Origin of the sequence: Flavobacterium tistrianum, from assembly GCF_003254545.1 — a bacterium.
GTDB lineage: Bacteria > Bacteroidota > Bacteroidia > Flavobacteriales > Flavobacteriaceae > Flavobacterium > Flavobacterium tistrianum.
This window is the reverse complement of record NZ_QJRH01000071.1, coordinates 398,797-418,096: the sequence shown is the minus strand read 5'-3', so window position 1 is coordinate 418,096 and position 19,300 is coordinate 398,797. Positions and strand designations below refer to the sequence as shown.

Annotated in this window: 15 protein-coding genes; 4 read left to right on the top strand and 11 right to left on the bottom strand. The window is 35.4% G+C overall.

Annotated features, from left to right (window positions below; all coding sequences use genetic code 11):
• Positions 1 to 2 precede the first annotated feature (2 nt).
• Genes DMB71_RS16815 through DMB71_RS16785 form a run of 7 tightly spaced genes read right to left on the bottom strand, consistent with a single transcriptional unit; the run spans position 3 to position 9,561 of the window.
• The gene (locus DMB71_RS16815) at positions 3 to 1,193 is read right to left on the bottom strand and encodes a cytochrome c oxidase subunit II (RefSeq protein WP_111368032.1); all 1,191 of its coding nucleotides are present in this window, start codon (positions 1,191 to 1,193) and stop codon (positions 3 to 5) included.
• Between the two features lie 19 nt (positions 1,194 to 1,212).
• Positions 1,213 to 2,607 (bottom strand): cation-translocating P-type ATPase, encoded by a 1,395-nt coding sequence (locus tag DMB71_RS16810; RefSeq protein ID WP_111368074.1) that lies wholly within the window; start codon positions 2,605 to 2,607, stop codon positions 1,213 to 1,215.
• Positions 2,608 to 2,634: 27 nt separating this feature from the next.
• Complete coding sequence (locus DMB71_RS16805) at positions 2,635 to 3,180, bottom strand: c-type cytochrome (protein WP_111368030.1); 546 nt, start codon at positions 3,178 to 3,180, stop codon at positions 2,635 to 2,637.
• 8 nt (positions 3,181 to 3,188) lie between these two features.
• The gene (locus DMB71_RS16800) at positions 3,189 to 3,713 is read right to left on the bottom strand and encodes a DUF3341 domain-containing protein (protein WP_008466841.1); all 525 of its coding nucleotides are present in this window, start codon (positions 3,711 to 3,713) and stop codon (positions 3,189 to 3,191) included.
• Entirely contained in the window at positions 3,706 to 5,109 is a 1,404-nt protein-coding gene (gene nrfD, locus DMB71_RS16795) for an NrfD/PsrC family molybdoenzyme membrane anchor subunit (RefSeq protein WP_111368028.1), read from the bottom strand. The genes DMB71_RS16800 and nrfD overlap by 8 nt, the downstream gene beginning before the upstream one ends.
• Before the next feature lie 34 nt (positions 5,110 to 5,143).
• Positions 5,144 to 8,194, bottom strand: a complete 3,051-nt coding sequence (locus DMB71_RS16790) for a TAT-variant-translocated molybdopterin oxidoreductase (RefSeq protein WP_111368027.1) — start codon at positions 8,192 to 8,194, stop codon at positions 5,144 to 5,146.
• A gap of 32 nt (positions 8,195 to 8,226) precedes the next feature.
• Positions 8,227 to 9,561 carry a c-type cytochrome gene (locus tag DMB71_RS16785; protein ID WP_111368072.1) on the bottom strand — a complete coding sequence of 445 codons (1,335 nt, stop codon included), beginning with the start codon at positions 9,559 to 9,561 and terminating at the stop codon, positions 8,227 to 8,229.
• A gap of 220 nt (positions 9,562 to 9,781) precedes the next feature.
• Here DMB71_RS16785 and DMB71_RS16780 point away from each other — a divergent pair, with 220 nt between their 5' ends.
• A complete protein-coding gene (locus DMB71_RS16780; protein WP_111368026.1) occupies positions 9,782 to 10,171 on the top strand; it encodes an SPOR domain-containing protein in 390 nt (129 codons plus the stop codon).
• A gap of 274 nt (positions 10,172 to 10,445) precedes the next feature.
• Here the strand turns inward: DMB71_RS16780 and DMB71_RS16775 are convergent, their stop codons facing one another.
• The 4 genes from DMB71_RS16775 to rimP all read right to left on the bottom strand — a co-directional run bounded on the left by DMB71_RS16775 (position 10,446) and on the right by rimP (position 15,653).
• Positions 10,446 to 10,838 (bottom strand): DUF4920 domain-containing protein, encoded by a 393-nt coding sequence (locus tag DMB71_RS16775; RefSeq protein ID WP_317048400.1) that lies wholly within the window; start codon positions 10,836 to 10,838, stop codon positions 10,446 to 10,448.
• A gap of 145 nt (positions 10,839 to 10,983) precedes the next feature.
• Positions 10,984 to 13,857, bottom strand: a complete 2,874-nt coding sequence (gene infB / locus DMB71_RS16770; protein ID WP_111368025.1) for a translation initiation factor IF-2 — start codon at positions 13,855 to 13,857, stop codon at positions 10,984 to 10,986.
• 58 nt (positions 13,858 to 13,915) lie between these two features.
• Positions 13,916 to 15,169, bottom strand: coding sequence for a transcription termination factor NusA (nusA, locus tag DMB71_RS16765; protein ID WP_095927936.1), 1,254 nt, complete (start codon positions 15,167 to 15,169; stop codon positions 13,916 to 13,918).
• Positions 15,170 to 15,188: 19 nt separating this feature from the next.
• Positions 15,189 to 15,653 carry a ribosome assembly cofactor RimP gene (rimP, locus tag DMB71_RS16760; protein WP_162536295.1) on the bottom strand — a complete coding sequence of 155 codons (465 nt, stop codon included), beginning with the start codon at positions 15,651 to 15,653 and terminating at the stop codon, positions 15,189 to 15,191.
• Positions 15,654 to 15,828: 175 nt separating this feature from the next.
• Here rimP and DMB71_RS16755 point away from each other — a divergent pair, with 175 nt between their 5' ends.
• From DMB71_RS16755 to DMB71_RS16745, 3 genes are all read left to right on the top strand, one after another.
• Complete coding sequence (locus DMB71_RS16755; RefSeq protein ID WP_111368022.1) at positions 15,829 to 16,653, top strand: universal stress protein; 825 nt, start codon at positions 15,829 to 15,831, stop codon at positions 16,651 to 16,653.
• 156 nt (positions 16,654 to 16,809) lie between these two features.
• Positions 16,810 to 18,231, top strand: coding sequence for an aldehyde dehydrogenase family protein (locus DMB71_RS16750; RefSeq protein WP_111368020.1), 1,422 nt, complete (start codon positions 16,810 to 16,812; stop codon positions 18,229 to 18,231).
• 62 nt (positions 18,232 to 18,293) lie between these two features.
• The gene (locus DMB71_RS16745) at positions 18,294 to 19,100 is read left to right on the top strand and encodes a helix-turn-helix domain-containing protein (RefSeq protein WP_111368019.1); all 807 of its coding nucleotides are present in this window, start codon (positions 18,294 to 18,296) and stop codon (positions 19,098 to 19,100) included.
• Positions 19,101 to 19,300 lie beyond the last annotated feature (200 nt).

Here is a 19,300-nt window from a genome sequence, read left to right as displayed (position 1 = left end):
TATTATTTCATCGCAACTTTAGCTACAGCAGCTTTAACAGTATCAACAACTGTTTTAACAGTGTCAATTACTTTTGCAGCAGTATCTGTAGTTGGTGCAGCTCCTTCAGCTGGTTTCTCAGCAGCAGCTGCCGCTTTAATATCTTGAGCTAAAGTAGTTTTCTCACTTAACCATTTTTTGTAATCCTCCGGAGAATCAACTACAACTTTCATTTGCATATTGTAGTGAGAAGCTCCACAAATTTTATTACATAATAATAAATAATCAAATGTGTAAGGATCTAAAGCTGTACCACCTTTTGCAACTAACTCAGCACTTTTTTCAGCTCTAAGTTTGTTGATGTGTGCCACTTTTTCAACCATAAATGGTAACTCTCTATATTCCGCAGTAGTATAAGTTGGAACGAAAGCAAATTCAGTAACCATACCTGGAACACAGTTCATTTGTGCTCTAAAGTGAGGAAAGTAAGCAGAGTGCAATACATCCTGAGAACGCATTTTAAAGTGAACTTTTTTTCCTTTAGGAATGTGTAATTCTGAAACTACAATATCATCTTGAGCATTAGGATCAGACATGTCAACTCCTAATGTATTAACTCCTTCAATTAAACGTACGTTAGCTTTACCTAAAACATTGTCTTGTCCAGCATATCTAGCTGTCCATTTAAATTGTTGAGCGTATAATTCGATTTCGATTACATCTTCATCTTTATCAACAAACATAATGTTATTCCAAGCATATAATCCGTAAAGGATCAAACAAGCTAAAACAACAGATGGAATAATACTCCAGATTGCTTCTAGTTTATTACTATCAGCAAAGAATAATGCTTTTCTATCCTTGTTTCCTCTATTTTTAAAAGAAAACCAGTAAAGCAAACCTTGCGTAATAACTTGAACTGTAAAGATTAAAACCCAAGTAATATTCATTAAATTATCTACTAAACCACCGTGCTCAGAAGCAGGAGTATGAAGTACCAAATTACCCCATTTTAGTAAACCATAAATCGTAAATATATAAATGAAAGCTAAAAAGCCAAACATAATATATCCCTGTACGTTATTGTCATTATCTGATGCAACCTGAGAATCATCAGAAGACGATCCTACCTGAGTAAGATCAAATATCTTCGTCAATTGCCATAATGCAACCGCTAATAAAACTAAAACTATAATTACCAACAAACTTGTCATCTGTTTACTTCTTTAAATATTAATAATGAAAATGTTTACTTTCTTCGATGAAAGGATTTCTTTTTGCAAGCAAAGGAGATTTAGTTAATGCAGTAAATACAACAAATATAAATAAACCTAAGAAGAAAAGAATTGATGCAATTTCAGGAACTCCAATAAACCATTTGTCTCCTACTGTACCAGGCATAATCATATTAAAGAAATCAACATAATGACCTAATAATATTACAATACCTGCCATTACAACAACCCAGTTAAGACGTTTGAAGTCAGTATTGATTAATATTAATAATGGGAAAACAAAGTTCATAACAACCGCTCCAAAGAAAGGAAGGTTATATAATTGAATTCTTGTTACAAAATAAGTTACCTCTTCTGGAATGTTAGCGTACCAAATCAACATGAATTGAGAGAACCATAAATAAGTCCAGAATACACTAATACCAAACATAAACTTAGCTAAATCATGGATATGACTTGTATTTACATACTCTAAATATCCTTTTGATTTTAAATAAATTGTTACTAATGCAATAGTTGTAATACCACTTACGAAGAAAGAAGCAAATACATACCAAGCAAACAATGTACTAAACCAGTGTGGGTCAAATGACATAATCCAATCCCAAGCCATGATAGACTCAGATACAATGAAGAATACTAAGAATCCTGCAGAAGCTTTGAAGTTCTTTTTGTAGTAAAGATCATCATTTGCCTCATCTTGCTCTAAACAGTTTTTTCTAGAATAGTATCGGTATAAGTTCCATCCTAACAAAAAGATAGCTGCTCTTACAATCCAGAAAGGAAAATTCAAATAACCAGATTTTCCAGCAATAATTGCATCATAATTAGCGTTTTTAGGATCTGTTACACCTTCACCTAACCAAACAAAGATATGGTTGAAGTGCAATCCGCATAAAACTAAGATGATAAAAAAGATAACAGAACCAGCTGGTAAATAAGCTGTGATACCTTGCATAACTCTAAACAAAACTGGAGACCAACCAGCTTGAGCAACTTGTTGGATAGCATAGAAAGCTAAAACTCCCATTGAAAGCAGTAAAAAGAAAATACAAGCTACATATACAGCAGACCAAGGCTTGTTTTGCAATTGGTGTAATACGTGCTCTAAATGTTTTTCGTGCTCATTTGCACCAGAAACTTCAGCATGTGCTGCTCCTTTGTGAGCGTCATGTCCAGCTTCAGCAGCTTCATGATGACCTGCTTCTTTGTGAGATGCCTCCGCTTTTTCTTCATGTGCAGCACCATGTGAACCATGTTCATCTGCAGCTAGTATTTTTTCAACTTCTTGAATATCTTTTGGTGCACTTAAAAAACCATACCCAATTCCTAATAAACCAACGGCCATTAAGATGATAGAAAAAGTTTTTAATTTACTTGAAAATGTATACATATCTATTACGATCAGTTTGTTCAACAATTATAATTGGCTTCTTAGTTTCAGAACATAGTCAGCAACTAACCAACGTTCGTGAGCACTTAATTGATTTGCATGTGAACCCATTGCATTTAAACCATAAGTCTCAACATGAAAGATACTTCCTTCAGTGATCTCTCTGTCTTTATAGCTAGGTACTCCAAGAAATTTCTCTCTCTCAACCAATTTACCTTTACCGTTACCAGCAGCACCATGGCAACTGATACAGTAAATTTCGAAAAGTTCTTTTCCTTTTCCAGAGTTTTTCTCTTCTTCTGTTAAAGGTGATTTTAAATTAGCTTTTGCTAATTCATAACCAGCAGTTGAATTTTCATATTCATAAGGTTCAAAACCTCTATTGATAGTTCCTGCAACAGGAAGCTGTCCTTCTTTTCCTCCCTTAAATATTTTTGCTTCTGAATATGGCTCGTAAGCAACAGATTCATACATATTAGGGAAATACTGATAGTTCGGTGCCGAATTATTGTGGCAAGATGAAACTAAAATAGTTATACCAACTAAAAGTGTTATTTTATATATCCTTTTCATAGCTACAATTAATTCTTTTCTATTACTTTAACTTCAACAGCTCCAGTTCCTTCAAAGAAAGAAACTAATTCAGCTTCGTTATCATTTACAGCAACCTCCATTAAAAAATGGTCATCAGTTGTTCTTACATCTGGGTTTTCAGCTTCTTTAAAAGGCCATAATCTACTTCTCATGTAAAAAGTAATTACCATTAAGTGAGCTGCAAAAAATACAGTCATCTCAAACATAATTGGGACAAAAGATGGCATATTTTGGATGAAACTAAAACTTGGTTTACCACCAATATCCTGCGGCCAATCATGAATCATGATGTAACCCATCATTGTTGTTGCAACAGAAATACCAACACATCCATATAAAAAAGCACATATTGCTAATCTTGTTGGTGCTAATCCCATGGCTTTATCCAAACCGTGAACCGGGAATGGAGTAAAAACCTCTTCAATATGATGATGAGCAGCTCTAGTTTTCTTTACTGCATTCATCAAAACGTCATCGTCATTATAAATGGCGTATATAACTTTATTACTCATGATGTGAATCTTTACTTTTTGCTCTTTCTCTAATGTAATTATCTCCTGTTCCTTTCAAAATTGTTTTAACCTCTGCCTGAGCAATTACAGGGAATGTTCTAGAGTATAATAAAAACAATACAAAGAAGAAACCAATTGTTCCAATGAAAATTCCAATATCAACAAATGTTGGTGAGAACATTGTCCAAGAAGATGGAAGGTAATCTCTATGTAAAGAAGTAACAATAATTACGAATCTTTCAAACCACATACCGATGTTTACAACAATCGAAATGATGAATGAGAACATGATACTTGTTCTTAATTTTTTGAACCACATGAACTGAGGAGAGAACACGTTACATGTCATCATTGACCAATATGCCCACCAGTAAGGTCCAGTAGCTCTGTTTAAGAATGCATATTGCTCATATTCTACACCTGAATACCAAGCTACGAATAACTCAGTGATATAAGCTACACCTACGATAGATCCAGTAATCATGATAATGATGTTCATTAACTCGATATGCTGTAATGTGATGTATGCTTCAAGGTTAGATACTTTTCTCATAACGATAAGCAATGTGTTTACCATCGCGAATCCAGAGAAAACCGCTCCAGCAACGAAGTATGGAGGGAAAATTGTTGTATGCCATCCAGGAATTACAGAAGTAGCAAAGTCCATAGATACAATTGTGTGTACAGAAAGTACAAGTGGAGTAGCTAAACCAGCTAATACTAAAGATACTTCTTCAAAACGCTGCCAGTCTTTTGCTCTACCGCTCCATCCAAAACTTAAGATAGAATACACTCTTTTGTTAAAAGGAGTAATAGCTCTATCACGAAGCATTGCAAAGTCAGGTAACAAACCAGTCCACCAGAAAACTAATGATACTGAAAGATACGTTGAAATCGCGAATACGTCCCAAAGTAAAGGTGAGTTAAAGTTTACCCATAAAGATCCAAATTGGTTTGGAATAGGTAATACCCAGTATGCTAACCATGGACGTCCCATGTGAATGATTGGGAAAAGACCTGCTTGAACTACAGAGAAAATAGTCATAGCTTCTGCAGAACGGTTGATGGCCATTCTCCAACGTTGACGGAAAAGTAATAATACCGCAGAAATTAATGTTCCAGCGTGACCAATACCAACCCACCAAACGAAGTTAGTAATATCCCAAGCCCAGCCAACTGTTTTATTTAATCCCCATGTTCCGATACCGGTAGATACGGTGTAAATTATACAACCTAACCCCCAAAGGAAGGCTATTAATGCGATTGAAAATACAATCCACCATTGTTTGTTTGCAGGCCCCTCAACAGGTGCAGCTACATCTACAGTTACATCGTGATAAGATTTATCACCTATAACTAAAGGTTTTCTAATGGGTGCTTCGAAGTGAGACGACATAATCCTTTATATTGTTTCTTAATTAATAATTTTACTAAGTATTTCTAACTTTAACATGGTAAACCACATTAGGTTTTGTACCTACATGCTCTAATAAGTGGTATGATCTTTCGTCAGCAGCTAATTTAGCAACTTTACTTTCTTTATCATTTACATCACCAAATATCATCGCTCCTGAAGAACAAGCACTAGAACAAGCTGTTTGGAATTCACCATCTCTAACTGGACGGCCTTCGTTTTTAGCTTTTAATTTAGTCGCTTGTGTCATTTGGATACACATAGAACATTTCTCCATAACACCACGAGAACGTACGTTAACGTCTGGATTAAGAACCATACGTCCTAAATCATCGTTCATATGATAATCGAACTCGCTGTTTTTGTTGTATAAGAACCAGTTAAAACGACGTACTTTATATGGACAGTTGTTTGCACAGTAACGAGTACCAACACATCTGTTGTAAGCCATATGGTTTTGGCCTTCGCGACCGTGAGAAGTTGCAGCAACAGGACAAACTGTTTCACAAGGTGCGTGGTTACAGTGTTGACACATTACAGGTTGGAATGCAACTTGAGGATTATCTCCTGCTTTTTCCATTTCATTAAATGTAGATAATGAACTAGATAAACCAGCAATTCCTTCTTTTCTTTCATTATCACCTTCAAAAGTACTTTCAGAAGAGTAGTATCTATCGATACGTAACCAGTGCATATCACGGCTTCTTCTTACCTCTGCTTTACCTACAACAGGAACGTTGTTTTCAGCGTGACAAGCGATAACGCAAGCTCCACATCCAGTACAAGCATTTAAGTCAATTGAAAGATTAAAGTGGTGACCAGTTGTGCGATCAAATGATTCCCAAAGATCTACAGTAGTAGCCTCAACTTCTTGGTGATCTAAAGATACCATTGGTTTTTCGTTCCAATGTTCAGCATCTTTAGTATTGAATATTTCTAAAGTAGTTTCTTTAATAATATCTCCTCTACCCATTAAAGTTTTCTGACCTTGAACACAAGCAAACTCGTGTACTCCTCCAGCTTTTGCTATAGATACAGATTGAACATTATTGAAACCTTTATATAAAGCGTAAGCATTTAAACCTACTTGCATTTCTTCTTTAAGAGCTGCTTTACGTCCGTAACCAAGAGCTAGTCCTAAAGTACCAACTGCTTGACCTGGCTGAACGATCACTGGAACATTTTCCAATTTAGTTCCGTCAACAGTAATAGTAGCATAACTACCATTTAATCCTCCATTTGCAACAATTTCATTTGATAAACCAAGTTTTTTAGCATCAGCATTAGAAACTGTAACATAGTTATCCCAAGAAACTCTTGTAATAGGATCTGGAAACTCTTGCAACCAAGGGTTGTTAGCGTGCTGTCCATCTCCTAATCCTGTTTTAGTATATAAAACTAATTCAAAATCACCAGCTGATTTAGATCTTGCAACCGCATTTGCAGCAGTAGCAGCATCAATAGCTCCTCCTGATAATGCTGAAGTTCCAAGAACAGCTACACCATCGTGTAATACTTTGTTCCAAGAAGCTCCTCCAGTATAAGCTCCAGAATTTGCTTTTAAATAGTCATAATAAGTACCAGCAACACCGTTTACTGACAATAAAACATCTTGAAATTGTTTTGTATTGAAAATAGGACGGATTGTAGGCTGAGTTAAACTGTAAGTTCCACTTGTAAGCTCAAGATCTCCCCAAGACTCTAAATAGTGAGGAGCTGGTGCAGCAATTGAAACAATTGATGCAGTTTCGTCTTCTTTTAATGAAAAAGCAACAGACGTTTTAACTTTTTTCAATCCTGAAACAAAAGCTTCTGAATCAGCCAAAGTGTAAACTGGGTTAACTCCGCTCATAATTAAAGTATGAACACTTCCTGCGTTCAAATCTTTAATTAACTGTGCAATTGCAGCATTAGAACCCTTTCTAATTTGTCTTGCTCCAGCAGTACTAAAAGCCTCACTAGCCAATACTTGATTGATAGCTAAAACTAATAATTGAGCATTTTTATCTTCAATTCCAGATACTAAAACTCCTTTTGAACCAGCAGCTTTAAGCTGTTGTGCAGCTTTTACTACTTCAGTTTTAAAGTTTCCTTCTAAAGCTACAGGAATAGAAGCACCTACAACAATATTATAAATTTGAACTAAAGCTTGCTTTTGAGCAGCTACAGTCATTGGAACACGCTTATCAGCAGCAGCTCCAGACAATGTCATGTTTGATTCAAATTGGAAGTGACGAGACATTTTTCCGTTTTGTGGAATACGTCCTTGTGCATATCCAGTATCATATCCTCCACCTTGCCAATCTCCTAAGAAATCAGCACCAACAGATACAATTAAAGAAGCTTTTGAAAAATCGTAATCTACTAAAGCTCTTTGACCGTATACAGCTTCAAAAGCATCTAATGCTTCAGATGAAGAAACTGCGTCATACACAACGTGCTTAGCATTTGGATTTTTAGCAATAAACTCAGCAATTAATTTTTCTGTAGATGGACTTGCTAAAGTATTAGTTAATAATACTACTTGACCACCTTTAGCTTTAGCATCTGCTAAACTTGATTTGATTTTCAAATCAACAGCCGACCAAGAAGAGTTTTGACCGTCTACTTTTGGCTCTTTTAAACGAGCGCTATCATACAGACCTAATATAGATGCATGAATTCTAGCATTCGCAGAAAATTTAGCTCCAGCAATTGTATTGTTTTCAATTTTAATTGGACGACCCTCACGAGTTTTCACCAAAAGATTAGCAAAATCAAATCCATCAAAAACTGTAGTTGCATAATAATCTGCAACACCAGGGATGATTTGCTCTGGTTGTAATACATAAGGGATAGACTTGTGAACCGGACCTTCGCAAGCAGCTAATGTTACAGCCGCCGTACTAAACCCTACGTACTTTAAAAAGTCACGACGTGAAGTTCCTGATGTAGATAAAGCCTCAGCATTACCCAAAAACTCATCAGTTGGAATTTCTTCAACAAATTCGTTATTTCTAAGCGCCTCAACAATAGAGCTATTTTCTAGCTCCTCAACACTTTTCCAGTATTTTTTGTTTGATGACATTGTATATATATATTAAAATCTTAATAAATCGATTAATAGTGGCATTTACCACACTCTAAACCTCCCATTTGCGCTGCAGTTAATTTCTCTACACCGTATTTTTTAGAAAGCTCAGCATGAATTTTGTCATAGTAAGCATTACCTTCCATCTTAACATCAGTTTTTCTATGGCAATCAACACACCATCCCATTGTTAATTTAGAGTATTGCTTCATGATTTCAAATTCTTGTACTGGTCCGTGACAAGTTTGACATTCAATACCAGCAACAGAAACGTGTTGAGAGTGATTGAAGTAAACGAAGTCAGGCAAGTTGTGAATACGAACCCATTTTACAGGCATTGTTTTTCCAGTATAAGCCTGTTTAGTCTTATCCCATCCAACAGCATCATATAATTTTTGGATTTGTGCATCGTAGAACGCTTTGCTGTACTCAGGAGTAGCAGTAGTTTCAGCAACCTCTGAAATGTTTTTATGACAGTTCATACAAACATTTAAAGAAGGAATACCAGCTGTTTTACTTACACGAGCAGCAGAGTGGCAATATTTACAATTGATTTCGTTATCACCAGCGTGAATTTTGTGAGAGTAGTGAATTGGCTGAATTGGCTCATAATTCTGATCTACACCTACTTGCATCAAGTATCCGTAAACAAAATAACCACTAGCCAAAAGCAAGAAGATTGCAGTTACTAGAACCAAGAATTGATTTTTAGCGAAAGCTTTCCAGATTGGAAGCCTTTCTTCTTTTGGAGCAACCTCAATACCGTTTTTATTTGCAACTTTAGTTAAAACCTTGTTTACCATGAACAACATCACAACTAAAATAGCCATAACAAGAGCAAGAGCCCCTAAAATAATGTTATTTGAAATAGCGCCATCTTGAACATTTGTTCCAGGAGGAGTTGCGGCACCACCTGTAGCCGCAGCAGGTTCAGCTTTAGGCTCAGAAGTATACGCTATAATATTATCAATATCTCCTTCAGACAATTGAGGAAACGAAGTCATAACAGCTTTGTTATTTTCCTCAAAAAGTTTAACAGCAACAGGATCACCTGACTTAATCATGTCAGAACTGTTATGCACCCACTTGTAAATCCAAGCCATATCATGCTTAGAAGCAACTCCCCTTAAAGCAGGACCAGTTGATTTAGCATCTAATTTGTGACATGCAGCGCAATTTGCATTAAAAAGTTCTTTCCCTTTTACTGGATCACCGCCTCCTGCAGCTGGAGCAGCCGCAGCAGCCTCAGGCGCCGCCGGAGCAGCAGCATCTTGAGCAAATGAAGTTAGGGAGAAAATTAACGTTAGCGATAAGCCAAGCAGTAATTTTCTTGAGATCGAATTATGGTTACCCACCTTTTTCATATAGTATAAATAATTGTCTACTAATTTTTGGTATGATTTTTTCTGTACTAAATCCAGCAAAAACCTATACCCTCTTTTAAAACTTGCACAAAAATACGACTTATGAGCTATTCTCAAAACCTTAAAATAGTCTTAATTATCAATTTATATCAATTCTAAATAATATTAAAATTTTACACTCAAACTTTAAATAGTATTTTTGCATAAAAACCATCACATTATGAGAATTTTAAGTCCTTCAAAAAGCCTTTTATTAACAATTACAACGATTGCTTTCGCGCACAATATTAACGCGCAAGACCAAAATTTAACATTGAATCAAGATCCTAAATTTGAGCAATTGCTAAATGAGAAACGCAAAATTAACACGTCAATAAATACAAACGATACTTATAGAATCCAAATCTTTAGCGGCAAAAGTGACGAGGCAAAAAAAACGTTATCGGATTTCAAAAGAGAAAATTCAGACATAGACGGAACTATCATTTTTAGCACTCCAAATTACAAGGTAATTGTTGGGAATTTTAAAACCAGAATAGAAGCCGAAAGAAATCTGGCAGAAATCAAGAAAAGATACAAAAGTGTCTTCCTACTTAAACCAGGTAAATAATTCATAAGAAACAAAAAAAAGCGGGATTTTCATCTCGCTTTTTTTTTGTTTCTTGTACAGCTCAGACAATCTTGTCAATAATTATCAATAATCAAATAATATCGATCCGACAATAAATTAATTAAGTTTCCAAAATCATATCAACCACAACCTTCAATCTAATTCACCACTTTAATCCCGCTAGCTAAAAAACGGATTTCTTCTTTCGGTGCTTTAATAGCATCAATCTCCGCTTTTGTCTTTTTAGCATCTTTCGCATAGTGCTTCAACTCTTCTACAGATGTGATTTTTTCTCTACATCACCTTCTAACACTACACTTTTACCTTTTAAGGCAGTCGGCACAAAAAAAGCATAATCTTTCATTTTAACAAAGAAAGACACCCCATTTTCCGCCTTAATGCTTACCCAACACCCTCTTTTGGGACATACATCTACAACCTCTCCCTTTACAGCAACATGTTCCAATTTGTTCACGTTATTCAAATCCTCCCCTAGCTCTGCGACTGAAATTGCCTTACTCGCAGAAACATTTGAAATATCTTCTCCATAATAATCACCAACTAGAGCATTTCCTGCAGGTGGAGCAGGTTTTTCTACAGCTTCTTGAGCAAAAGACAAAGCTGAAAAACTCATAAATAAAATCACCAAGTAAAAACTCTTTTTCATATTCGTTATTTTTTTAACAATATTAAAATCTAGATAAAATAAAAATACAATAATATACTAAACCAGCACTTTTCATCTTTAATTTTCGCATCAAACAAAAAAAGTCCCAACTTACATTGGGACTTTTAAATATATTAATTGAATATTATTTCAATTTCTTTTTGATTGCTACTTCGTGATAAGCCTCAATAACATCATTGATTTCAATATCATTAAATCCTTTAATTTGAATACCACAATCGTAACCTTTAGTTACTTCTTTGACATCGTCTTTGAAACGTTTCAAGGCAACTAATTCACCTGTATGAACTACAACACCATCTCTAATAACTCTAATTTTAGAAGTTCTCAAGATTTTACCATCAGTTACCATACATCCAGCAATTGAACCCACTTTAGAAATTTTGAAAATCTCACGAATTTCAGCATTACCTAAAACTTCTTCTTTCATCTCTGGCGCTAACATTCCTTCCATTGCATCTTTCAAGTCATCGATAGCCGCATAAATAATAGAATAGTAACGAATATCAATTTCTTCTTTATCAGCAAGCTGTCTTGCATTTCCTGCAGGACGAACGTTAAATCCGATGATGATTGCGTCTGATGCAGAAGCCAAGTTAACGTCGGTTTCTGTAATTGCACCAACACCTTTATGGATAATATTGATTTGAACTTCTTCTGTAGAAAGTTTAGAGAACGAGTCTGATAATGCTTCAACAGAACCATCCACGTCTCCTTTAAGAATTACGTTCAATTCTTTAAACTGACCAAGAGCAATACGACGTCCAATTTCGTCAAGCGTAATATGTCTTTGAGTACGAACAGACTGCTCACGCATTAATTGAGAACGTTTAGATGCAATTTGTTTTGCTTCTTTTTCGTCTTCAAATACATTAAACTTATCACCCGCAGTTGGTGCTCCGTCTAAACCTAAAACTGATACTGGAGTTGAAGGACCAGCAGATAAAACTGTATGTCCTCTTTCATCATGCATCGCTTTCACTTTACCATGATGTTTTCCAGCCAACATATAATCTCCAATTTTTAAAGTACCTTGCTGTACTAAAATTGTAGAAACATATCCTTTTCCTTTATCTAAATAAGCCTCAACAACAGTTCCTTGAGCTGCTTTATTTGGATTTGCTTTAAGATCTAAAATCTCTGCTTCTAATAAAACTTTCTCCAATAATTCTTTAACTCCCGTTCCGACTTTAGCAGAAATATCATGTGACTGAATTTTCCCACCCCAATCTTCAACAAGTAAATTCATACCAGCCAAACGTTCTTTAATTTTATCAACGTTAGCGTTTGGTTTATCAATTTTATTGATTGCAAATATAATTGGCACTCCCGCTGCTTGCGCGTGAGAAATTGCCTCTTTTGTTTGTGGCATGATATCATCATCAGCCGCAACTACGATAATCGCAATATCGGTAACTTGAGCTCCACGCGCACGCATCGCTGTAAACGCCTCGTGACCCGGAGTATCTAAGAATGCAATTTTTTGTCCGTTATCCAAAGTAACTCCATACGCTCCAATGTGCTGAGTAATTCCTCCAGACTCACCAGCGATAACATTTTCTTTACGAATATAATCCAGTAAAGATGTTTTACCGTGGTCAACGTGACCCATTACAGTCACAATTGGCGCTCTAGTTACTAAATCTTCTTCTCTATCCTCTACAACTTCGATAGCTTCTTCAATATCTACTGTAATGAATTCAACATCATAACCAAATTCATCTGCTACGATAGTTAATGTTTCAGCATCTAGACGTTGGTTCATAGTAACCATGATACCAAGAGACATACAAGTTCCAATTACTTTAGTAATCGGCACATCCATCATGATTGCAATTTCACCTACAGTAACGAATTCCGTAACCTTAATAGTTTTACTTCCTTCATCAAGAGCTCTTTGCTCATCATCAGATTTCTGACGGTGTGTTTCTCTTTTATCTCTTCTATATTTTGCCGCCTTAGATTTCCCTCCTTTACCTTGAAGTTTTTCAAGAGTTTCTCTAATTTGGTTTTTTACTTCTTCTTCAGTAGGCTCAACTTTAGCTACAATTGCAGGGCGATTTCCTTTTACAAAACCAGGTCTTTGGCTTCTATTAGCATTAAAACCTCCACCATTGTTATTTTGGCCTGGCTTATTTGGATTTGGTGTTCCAGGCGCATTACCTGTAGCAGGTTTTGGTGCGCCAGGCGTACCTGGTTTTGGACCAATTCTTTTACGCTTGTTTTTATTTGCGTTATTATTATTTCCAACTCCAGGAGCTCCAGGTTTATTCTGAGCAGCTTTAGGATCTTCTTTCTTTTTCTTAGGTTTATTAAATTGAGATAAATCAATTGTTTGACCCGTAAGAGTTGTTCCTGTAAGCTTTTGATATTGAGTAGTAATAGTCTCCTCTGAAGTTGTTGGATCAGTAGACACAATTGGCTCCTGCGCAACTTTAGATTCTGCTTTAACTTCTTTTTTCTCAGTAATAATAGGTTCTTCTTTTTTAGTTTCAGAAACAGGAGTTGAAACAACTGGTTCAGATTTTACTGTTTCATTTTGAACAGGTTTTTCTGGCTGCACAGGCGCAGCAACAGCTTTTGGTTCTTCAACCTTAGCCGCTTCGTCAGAAGGAGTAATCGCAGGTTTTTTTGGATTCAAGTCAATTTTACCAACTTGTACAGGTCCCGAAACAACTGCTCTTGCTTTAATTATTTCTTGCTGTTTTAGACGCTCTTCTTCTTGTCTGCGTTTGTCTTCAATTTCTTTCTCACGCTCTACACGTAATGCTTCTTTTTCTTTTCTTTTTTCTTCTCCAACCTCTTTAGAAGCCTCCTTGTTCCCCTTATCGCCCGCAAATTGGCTTTGAAGGATATTAAATTCGCTATCAGAAATTTTTGCATTTGGATTTGCATCAATAGCAATTCCCTTATCTTTTAGATAATCTACAGCTCTTTCTAACGAAATATTTAATTCCCTTAAAACCTTGTTTATTCTTATTACTCTCTCTTCAGACATATAACCTTTTTATTATTACCTTTTTCGTTGTGTTGTTAGAGCAGATGTAAGCTACTGCTTAATTATCAAACTCCTCTTTTAGTATCTTCATAACATCTAGAATAGTTTCCTCTTCTAAATCTGTTCTTCTTACTAAATCTTCTACATCGTGTTTCAAGATACTTTTTGCAGTATCTAAACCGATTTTAGCAAACTCTTCAATTACCCACTCTTCGATCTCATCTGAGAACTCTGTTAATTCAACATCGTCTTCATCTGCAACAGTACCGGCAACATCTCCTTCACGAATAACATCTAACTCATAACCTGTCAATTGACCTGCTAATTTGATATTGTGACCACCTCTACCAATTGCTTTAGAAACCTCTTCTAATTTCAAGAATACTTCAGCACGTTTGTTATCTTCATCAATTTTGATAGAAGAAACTTTAGCAGGGCTTAAAGCTCTTGTAATAAATAATTGAATATTGTTTGTATAATTGATTACATCAATATTTTCATTTCCTAATTCGCGAACAATTCCGTGAATACGAGAACCTTTCATTCCCACACAAGCTCCAACTGGATCAATTCTATCATCATAAGAATCTACCGCAACTTTTGCTTTTTCACCTGGAATACGAACTACATTTTTCACAGTAATTAATCCGTCGAAAACCTCTGGGATTTCTTGCTCAAATAATTTTTCTAAGAACTTCTCAGAAGTTCTAGACATAATAATCTGAGGTTTGTTTCCTTTTAATTCAACGCTTTCAATAATTCCACGAACATTATCTCCTTTACGGAAGAAATCTGATGGAATCTGTTTTTCTTTTGGAAGCACAATCTCGTTTCCTTCATCATCAACTAAGATCACTACTCTTGGACGTACGTGGTGTACTTCAGCTGTATAAATATCACCGATAATATCTTTAAACTGTTTGTATAAGTTTGTATTATCGTGTTCGTGAATTTTAGATATAAGATTCTGACGAAGCGCTAAGATAGCTCTTCTTCCTAAATCAATCAATTTTACTTCTTCAGAAACTTCTTCTCCAATTTCAAAATCCGCTTCAATCTTTCTTGCTTCAGTCAATGTAATTTCCTCATTTTCAAAATCAAGATCCTCATCAGCAACAATTACTCTTCTTCTCCAGATTTCCATATCGCCTTTATCAGGATTAATAATGATATCGAAATTTTCATCTGAACCGTATTTTTTCTTTAATGCATTTCTAAATACGTCCTCTAAAATTGCCATAAGCGTTACACGATCAATAAGTTTATTATCTTTAAACTCTGAGAATGAATCGATTAATGCTAAATTTTCCATGCGAATTTTTTAATTAAAATTAAAATGTTACCGTAACAACTGCCTCTTTAATTTCTGTATAAGGTATTTGTTGCTCTTTTTGAACTGTTTCTTTTCCTTTTCCTACTTTTTTCGGTTCTCTTGCTTTCCAAGACAAAATTATGAAAACATCATTAGCTTCTACTAATTCCGCTTCGATTTTTTCTGTATTTGTGGTAACAATCAACGTTCTACCAACATTTTTCTTGTATTGTCTTATCATTTTAAGAGGAGTTCCTACTCCAACCGATGCTACTTCAAGCGAAAAATCCTGCTCTTCACGATCCAGATTATTTTCGATTGCACGACTAATGTCAATACAGTCTTGTAGCGCCACTCCATTATCTCCGTCTAAACCAACACTAATTTTAAAAGAATCCGAAACCGCCAAATCAACCAAAAAGACTGATGGTTTTTCCAGAAGAGCTTCTGTAATTAATCCGTTTACTTTTTCTTTAAATGTCATAATTTTATAAAAAGAGGGGACACTTAGTCCCCTCATTATTTAGATTTTAATAAATAACAGTGCAAATATAGTGTTTTTTTTATAAATCAAATATAATTGATTGCTCTAAAATAATTTCTTATCTTTATATAGCATTAAAAACGCGAATTATTCATAATTTTTAACCCTCAAAATCATGAAACGAATTTTAGTACCTACCGACTTCTCAGAACATGCAGAAGACGCTTTAAAAGTTGCCGCTCAAATCGCAAAAAAGAACAACTCTGAACTCATTCTTCTTCATATGCTCGAATTGCCGCAGCAATCAAATGATGCAGTATTGGGAGGAACCAGCATTCCTGAAACCATGCTTTTTATGAAGAAAGCAAACGAAACACTAGACGAAGTTGCCTCTAGAAATTACCTAGAAGGAATCCCGGTAACTGAAATTGTAAAGATGGACAAACCTATACACGGTATCACTCAAATTAGCAAAGATTACGACATTGATCTAATTGTCATGGGATCGCATGGATCTTCTGGCGTTGAAGAACTCCTAATAGGCTCAAATACAGAAAAAGTAGTCAGAAACTCTGAAATTCCTGTTTTAGTCATCAAGAAAAATATTCCAAATTTTAATGCAGCCAATATTGTTTTTGCTTCTGACTTTTCAGACGAAGCAAAAAAACCATTTGAAAAGCTTTTAAGTTTCACCAAACTATTTGATTCAAAACTGCACTTAGTCACTATTTGCACACCCAACAGCTTCAAACCAACTCACGTAAGCGAAAAAGCAATGAATGATTTTGTAGAGAAATTTGACATCTCCAATTACACCACACAAATTTACAATGACACCAATATTGAAAAAGGAATTATAAATTTCTCCAACAGAATAGACGCCGATGTTATCGGAATGTGCACACACGGCAGAACAGGCTTTGCACACTTCTTTAACGGAAGCATTAGCGAAGGTTTGGTCAATCATGCCATCAAACCCGTTATAACATTAAAAATCTAACATAATTATTTTCTCTTCTTGAAGCTTCTCCAACGAGAAGCTTTTTTTATACAAAAAAATGAGCTTCTCAACAAAGCATAACTGAGCTTCACAACAAAACCGCCAGCGTATATAATGCAGAAATTTGTCAAATAGAAATTCATTAAAAACTAAAAAATGAAAACAATAGACAAAATTTACATCAATGGAGAATTTGTCACTCCAAACGGGACTGAGTATTTTGATTTAATTAGCCCTACAACAAACGAAAAATTAGGAAAAGTCCGTTTAGGCAACACCAAAGACACTCAAAAAGCAATTGAAGCCGCTAAAAATGCTTTTAAAACTTTTTCTAAAACAACACCTTCAGAAAGAATTCAATATCTTAAAAACATCAAATCTTCTGTTGAAAAAAGAAAAAGCGACTTTATTAATATAATGACCGAAGAATACGGAGGAACGTTTCAATTTGCATCTGTAAGTTACGAATACATGATAAAAGGATTTGATTCAGCAATTAATTTATTAAACAGCTATGATTTCATCAAAACAATGGGGCAATCTGAAGTTCAAATGGCGCCAATTGGAGTTGTCGGAATTATTATTCCTTGGAACTCAAGCAACGGTTTTATTTGCAGCAAACTATCTACAGCAATTGTTGCAGGATGTACAACCGTAATCAAGCCAAGCGAGATGAGCGCACAGCAAACGCAGTTGATGATGGAATGCTTACATGACGCGCAACTTCCAAAAGGCATAGTTAATATCGTAAACGGATTAGGAGAAGTTGTTGGCGCCGAAATAAGCCGAAATCCAGATATTGCAAAAATATCTTTTACTGGCTCGACAAATGTCGGGAAGATCATTGCCAAAGAAGCAGTCAACACCATGAAACGCGTTACGCTAGAACTTGGCGGAAAATCTCCAAACATTATCCTAAACGATGCCGATTTTTCAAAAGCCATCCCGCTTGCCATTGGCGCAGCATTTATGAATAGCGGACAAGCCTGCATTGCAGGAACTAGATTATTAATTCCAGAAAACAAATTAGACGAAGTAAAATTCCTTATCAAAGAAACGATTCCAAACTTCATTGTTGGCGACCCAAAAAATCCAAATACCGCAGTCGGACCAATGGTTAGCGAAAAACAATTTAATCGCGTTCAAGATTATATTCAGATCGGAATCAATGAAGGCGCAGAAATATTAATTGGCGGATTAGGAAAACCAGAAGGATTAGAAAACGGAAATTTCGTAAAACCAACTGTTTTCATCAACGTTAACAATCAGATGCGCATTGCTAGAGAAGAAATATTTGGCCCTGTTCTATCTGTCATCACTTATAAAACAGAAGAAGAAGCCATTGAAATTGCAAATGACACCACTTATGGACTGCAAGCTTACGTAAGTTCATCAGATTCAAAAAGAGCCTATAACGTAGCTTCACAAATTAATGCAGGTCGCGTACAAGTTAACGGAATCGGTCACGACCCAATGGCTCCTTTTGGCGGATTTAAACAATCTGGAATCGGACGCGAATTTGGAACAATTGGCCTTGAAGCTTATTTAGAACCAAGAGCATTGATTCAACCAAAATAATCTTCATCAATCTGGAAATCTTTACACATAAAGATTTCCAGATCTTTTAGTATTTTTACAATATGAGTACAAAACCAAATACAAAGCCCAAGATTCTTTACTCGTGCTATTATTCACGCAGTCGAGAAGGCGAGCATTTTATTCCTGAACATGTTTTCAGCTATCAGATTTCTGGAGAAATGATCGCTTCAGACAGCAAAAACACTTTTCATTCAAAAGCAGGAGATTTTCGCTTTAGCAGAAGAAATCATTTGGCAAAATTCACCAAGATCCCACCAGAAGAAGGAGAATTTAAAACCATTTCTCTTTTTCTAGATCAAGAAATTTTAAAAGAAATCAGCAAAGAATATAATTTGAAAGCCGACAAAAAAGCAGATTCAAACGCTATGTTTTCATTGGCTCCAAACCCACTCTACAAGTCTTTCATGGAATCCCTGCTATCTTATCTTGAAGTTGAAGAAGAAAATAACGAGGCTTTATTCAATTTAAAAATCAAGGAAGCCATTCACCTTTTATTAAAAGTAAATCCAGAATTAAAAGACATATTATTTAATTTTAATGAACCTGGCAAAATCGACTTAGAAGCTTTTATGAATAAGAATTTTCACTTCAACGTTCAAATGCAGCGATTCGCCTATCTTACAGGAAGAAGTCTCGCCACCTTTAAAAGAGATTTTCAAAAAGTATTTCAAGAAACACCCGGAAAATGGCTTTTAAACAAAAGACTTCAAGAAGCATATTATTTAATCAGCCAAGGAAATCCGCCTTCAGAAGTATATATCGGTGTTGGTTTTGAAGATCTTTCGCATTTTTCATTTTCCTTTAAAAAGAAATTCGGAATTGTTCCTTCTTCTTTAAATCATAAATAGACGTTCTACAATATACCTCCCAGAATACGTCTTTCACAATAAGCTCCCCGTGGTTGAAACCACGGGCTATGTTAAAATAAAACTCGGAAAATCTCACCGACAAAGCTTTGCGAACTCAGCATTCTTAAAAAAGACTTAGCGCACTTTGCGAATACCTTAGCGTACTTTGCGTTAAAAAACCTATAATTCAAAGCATAAAA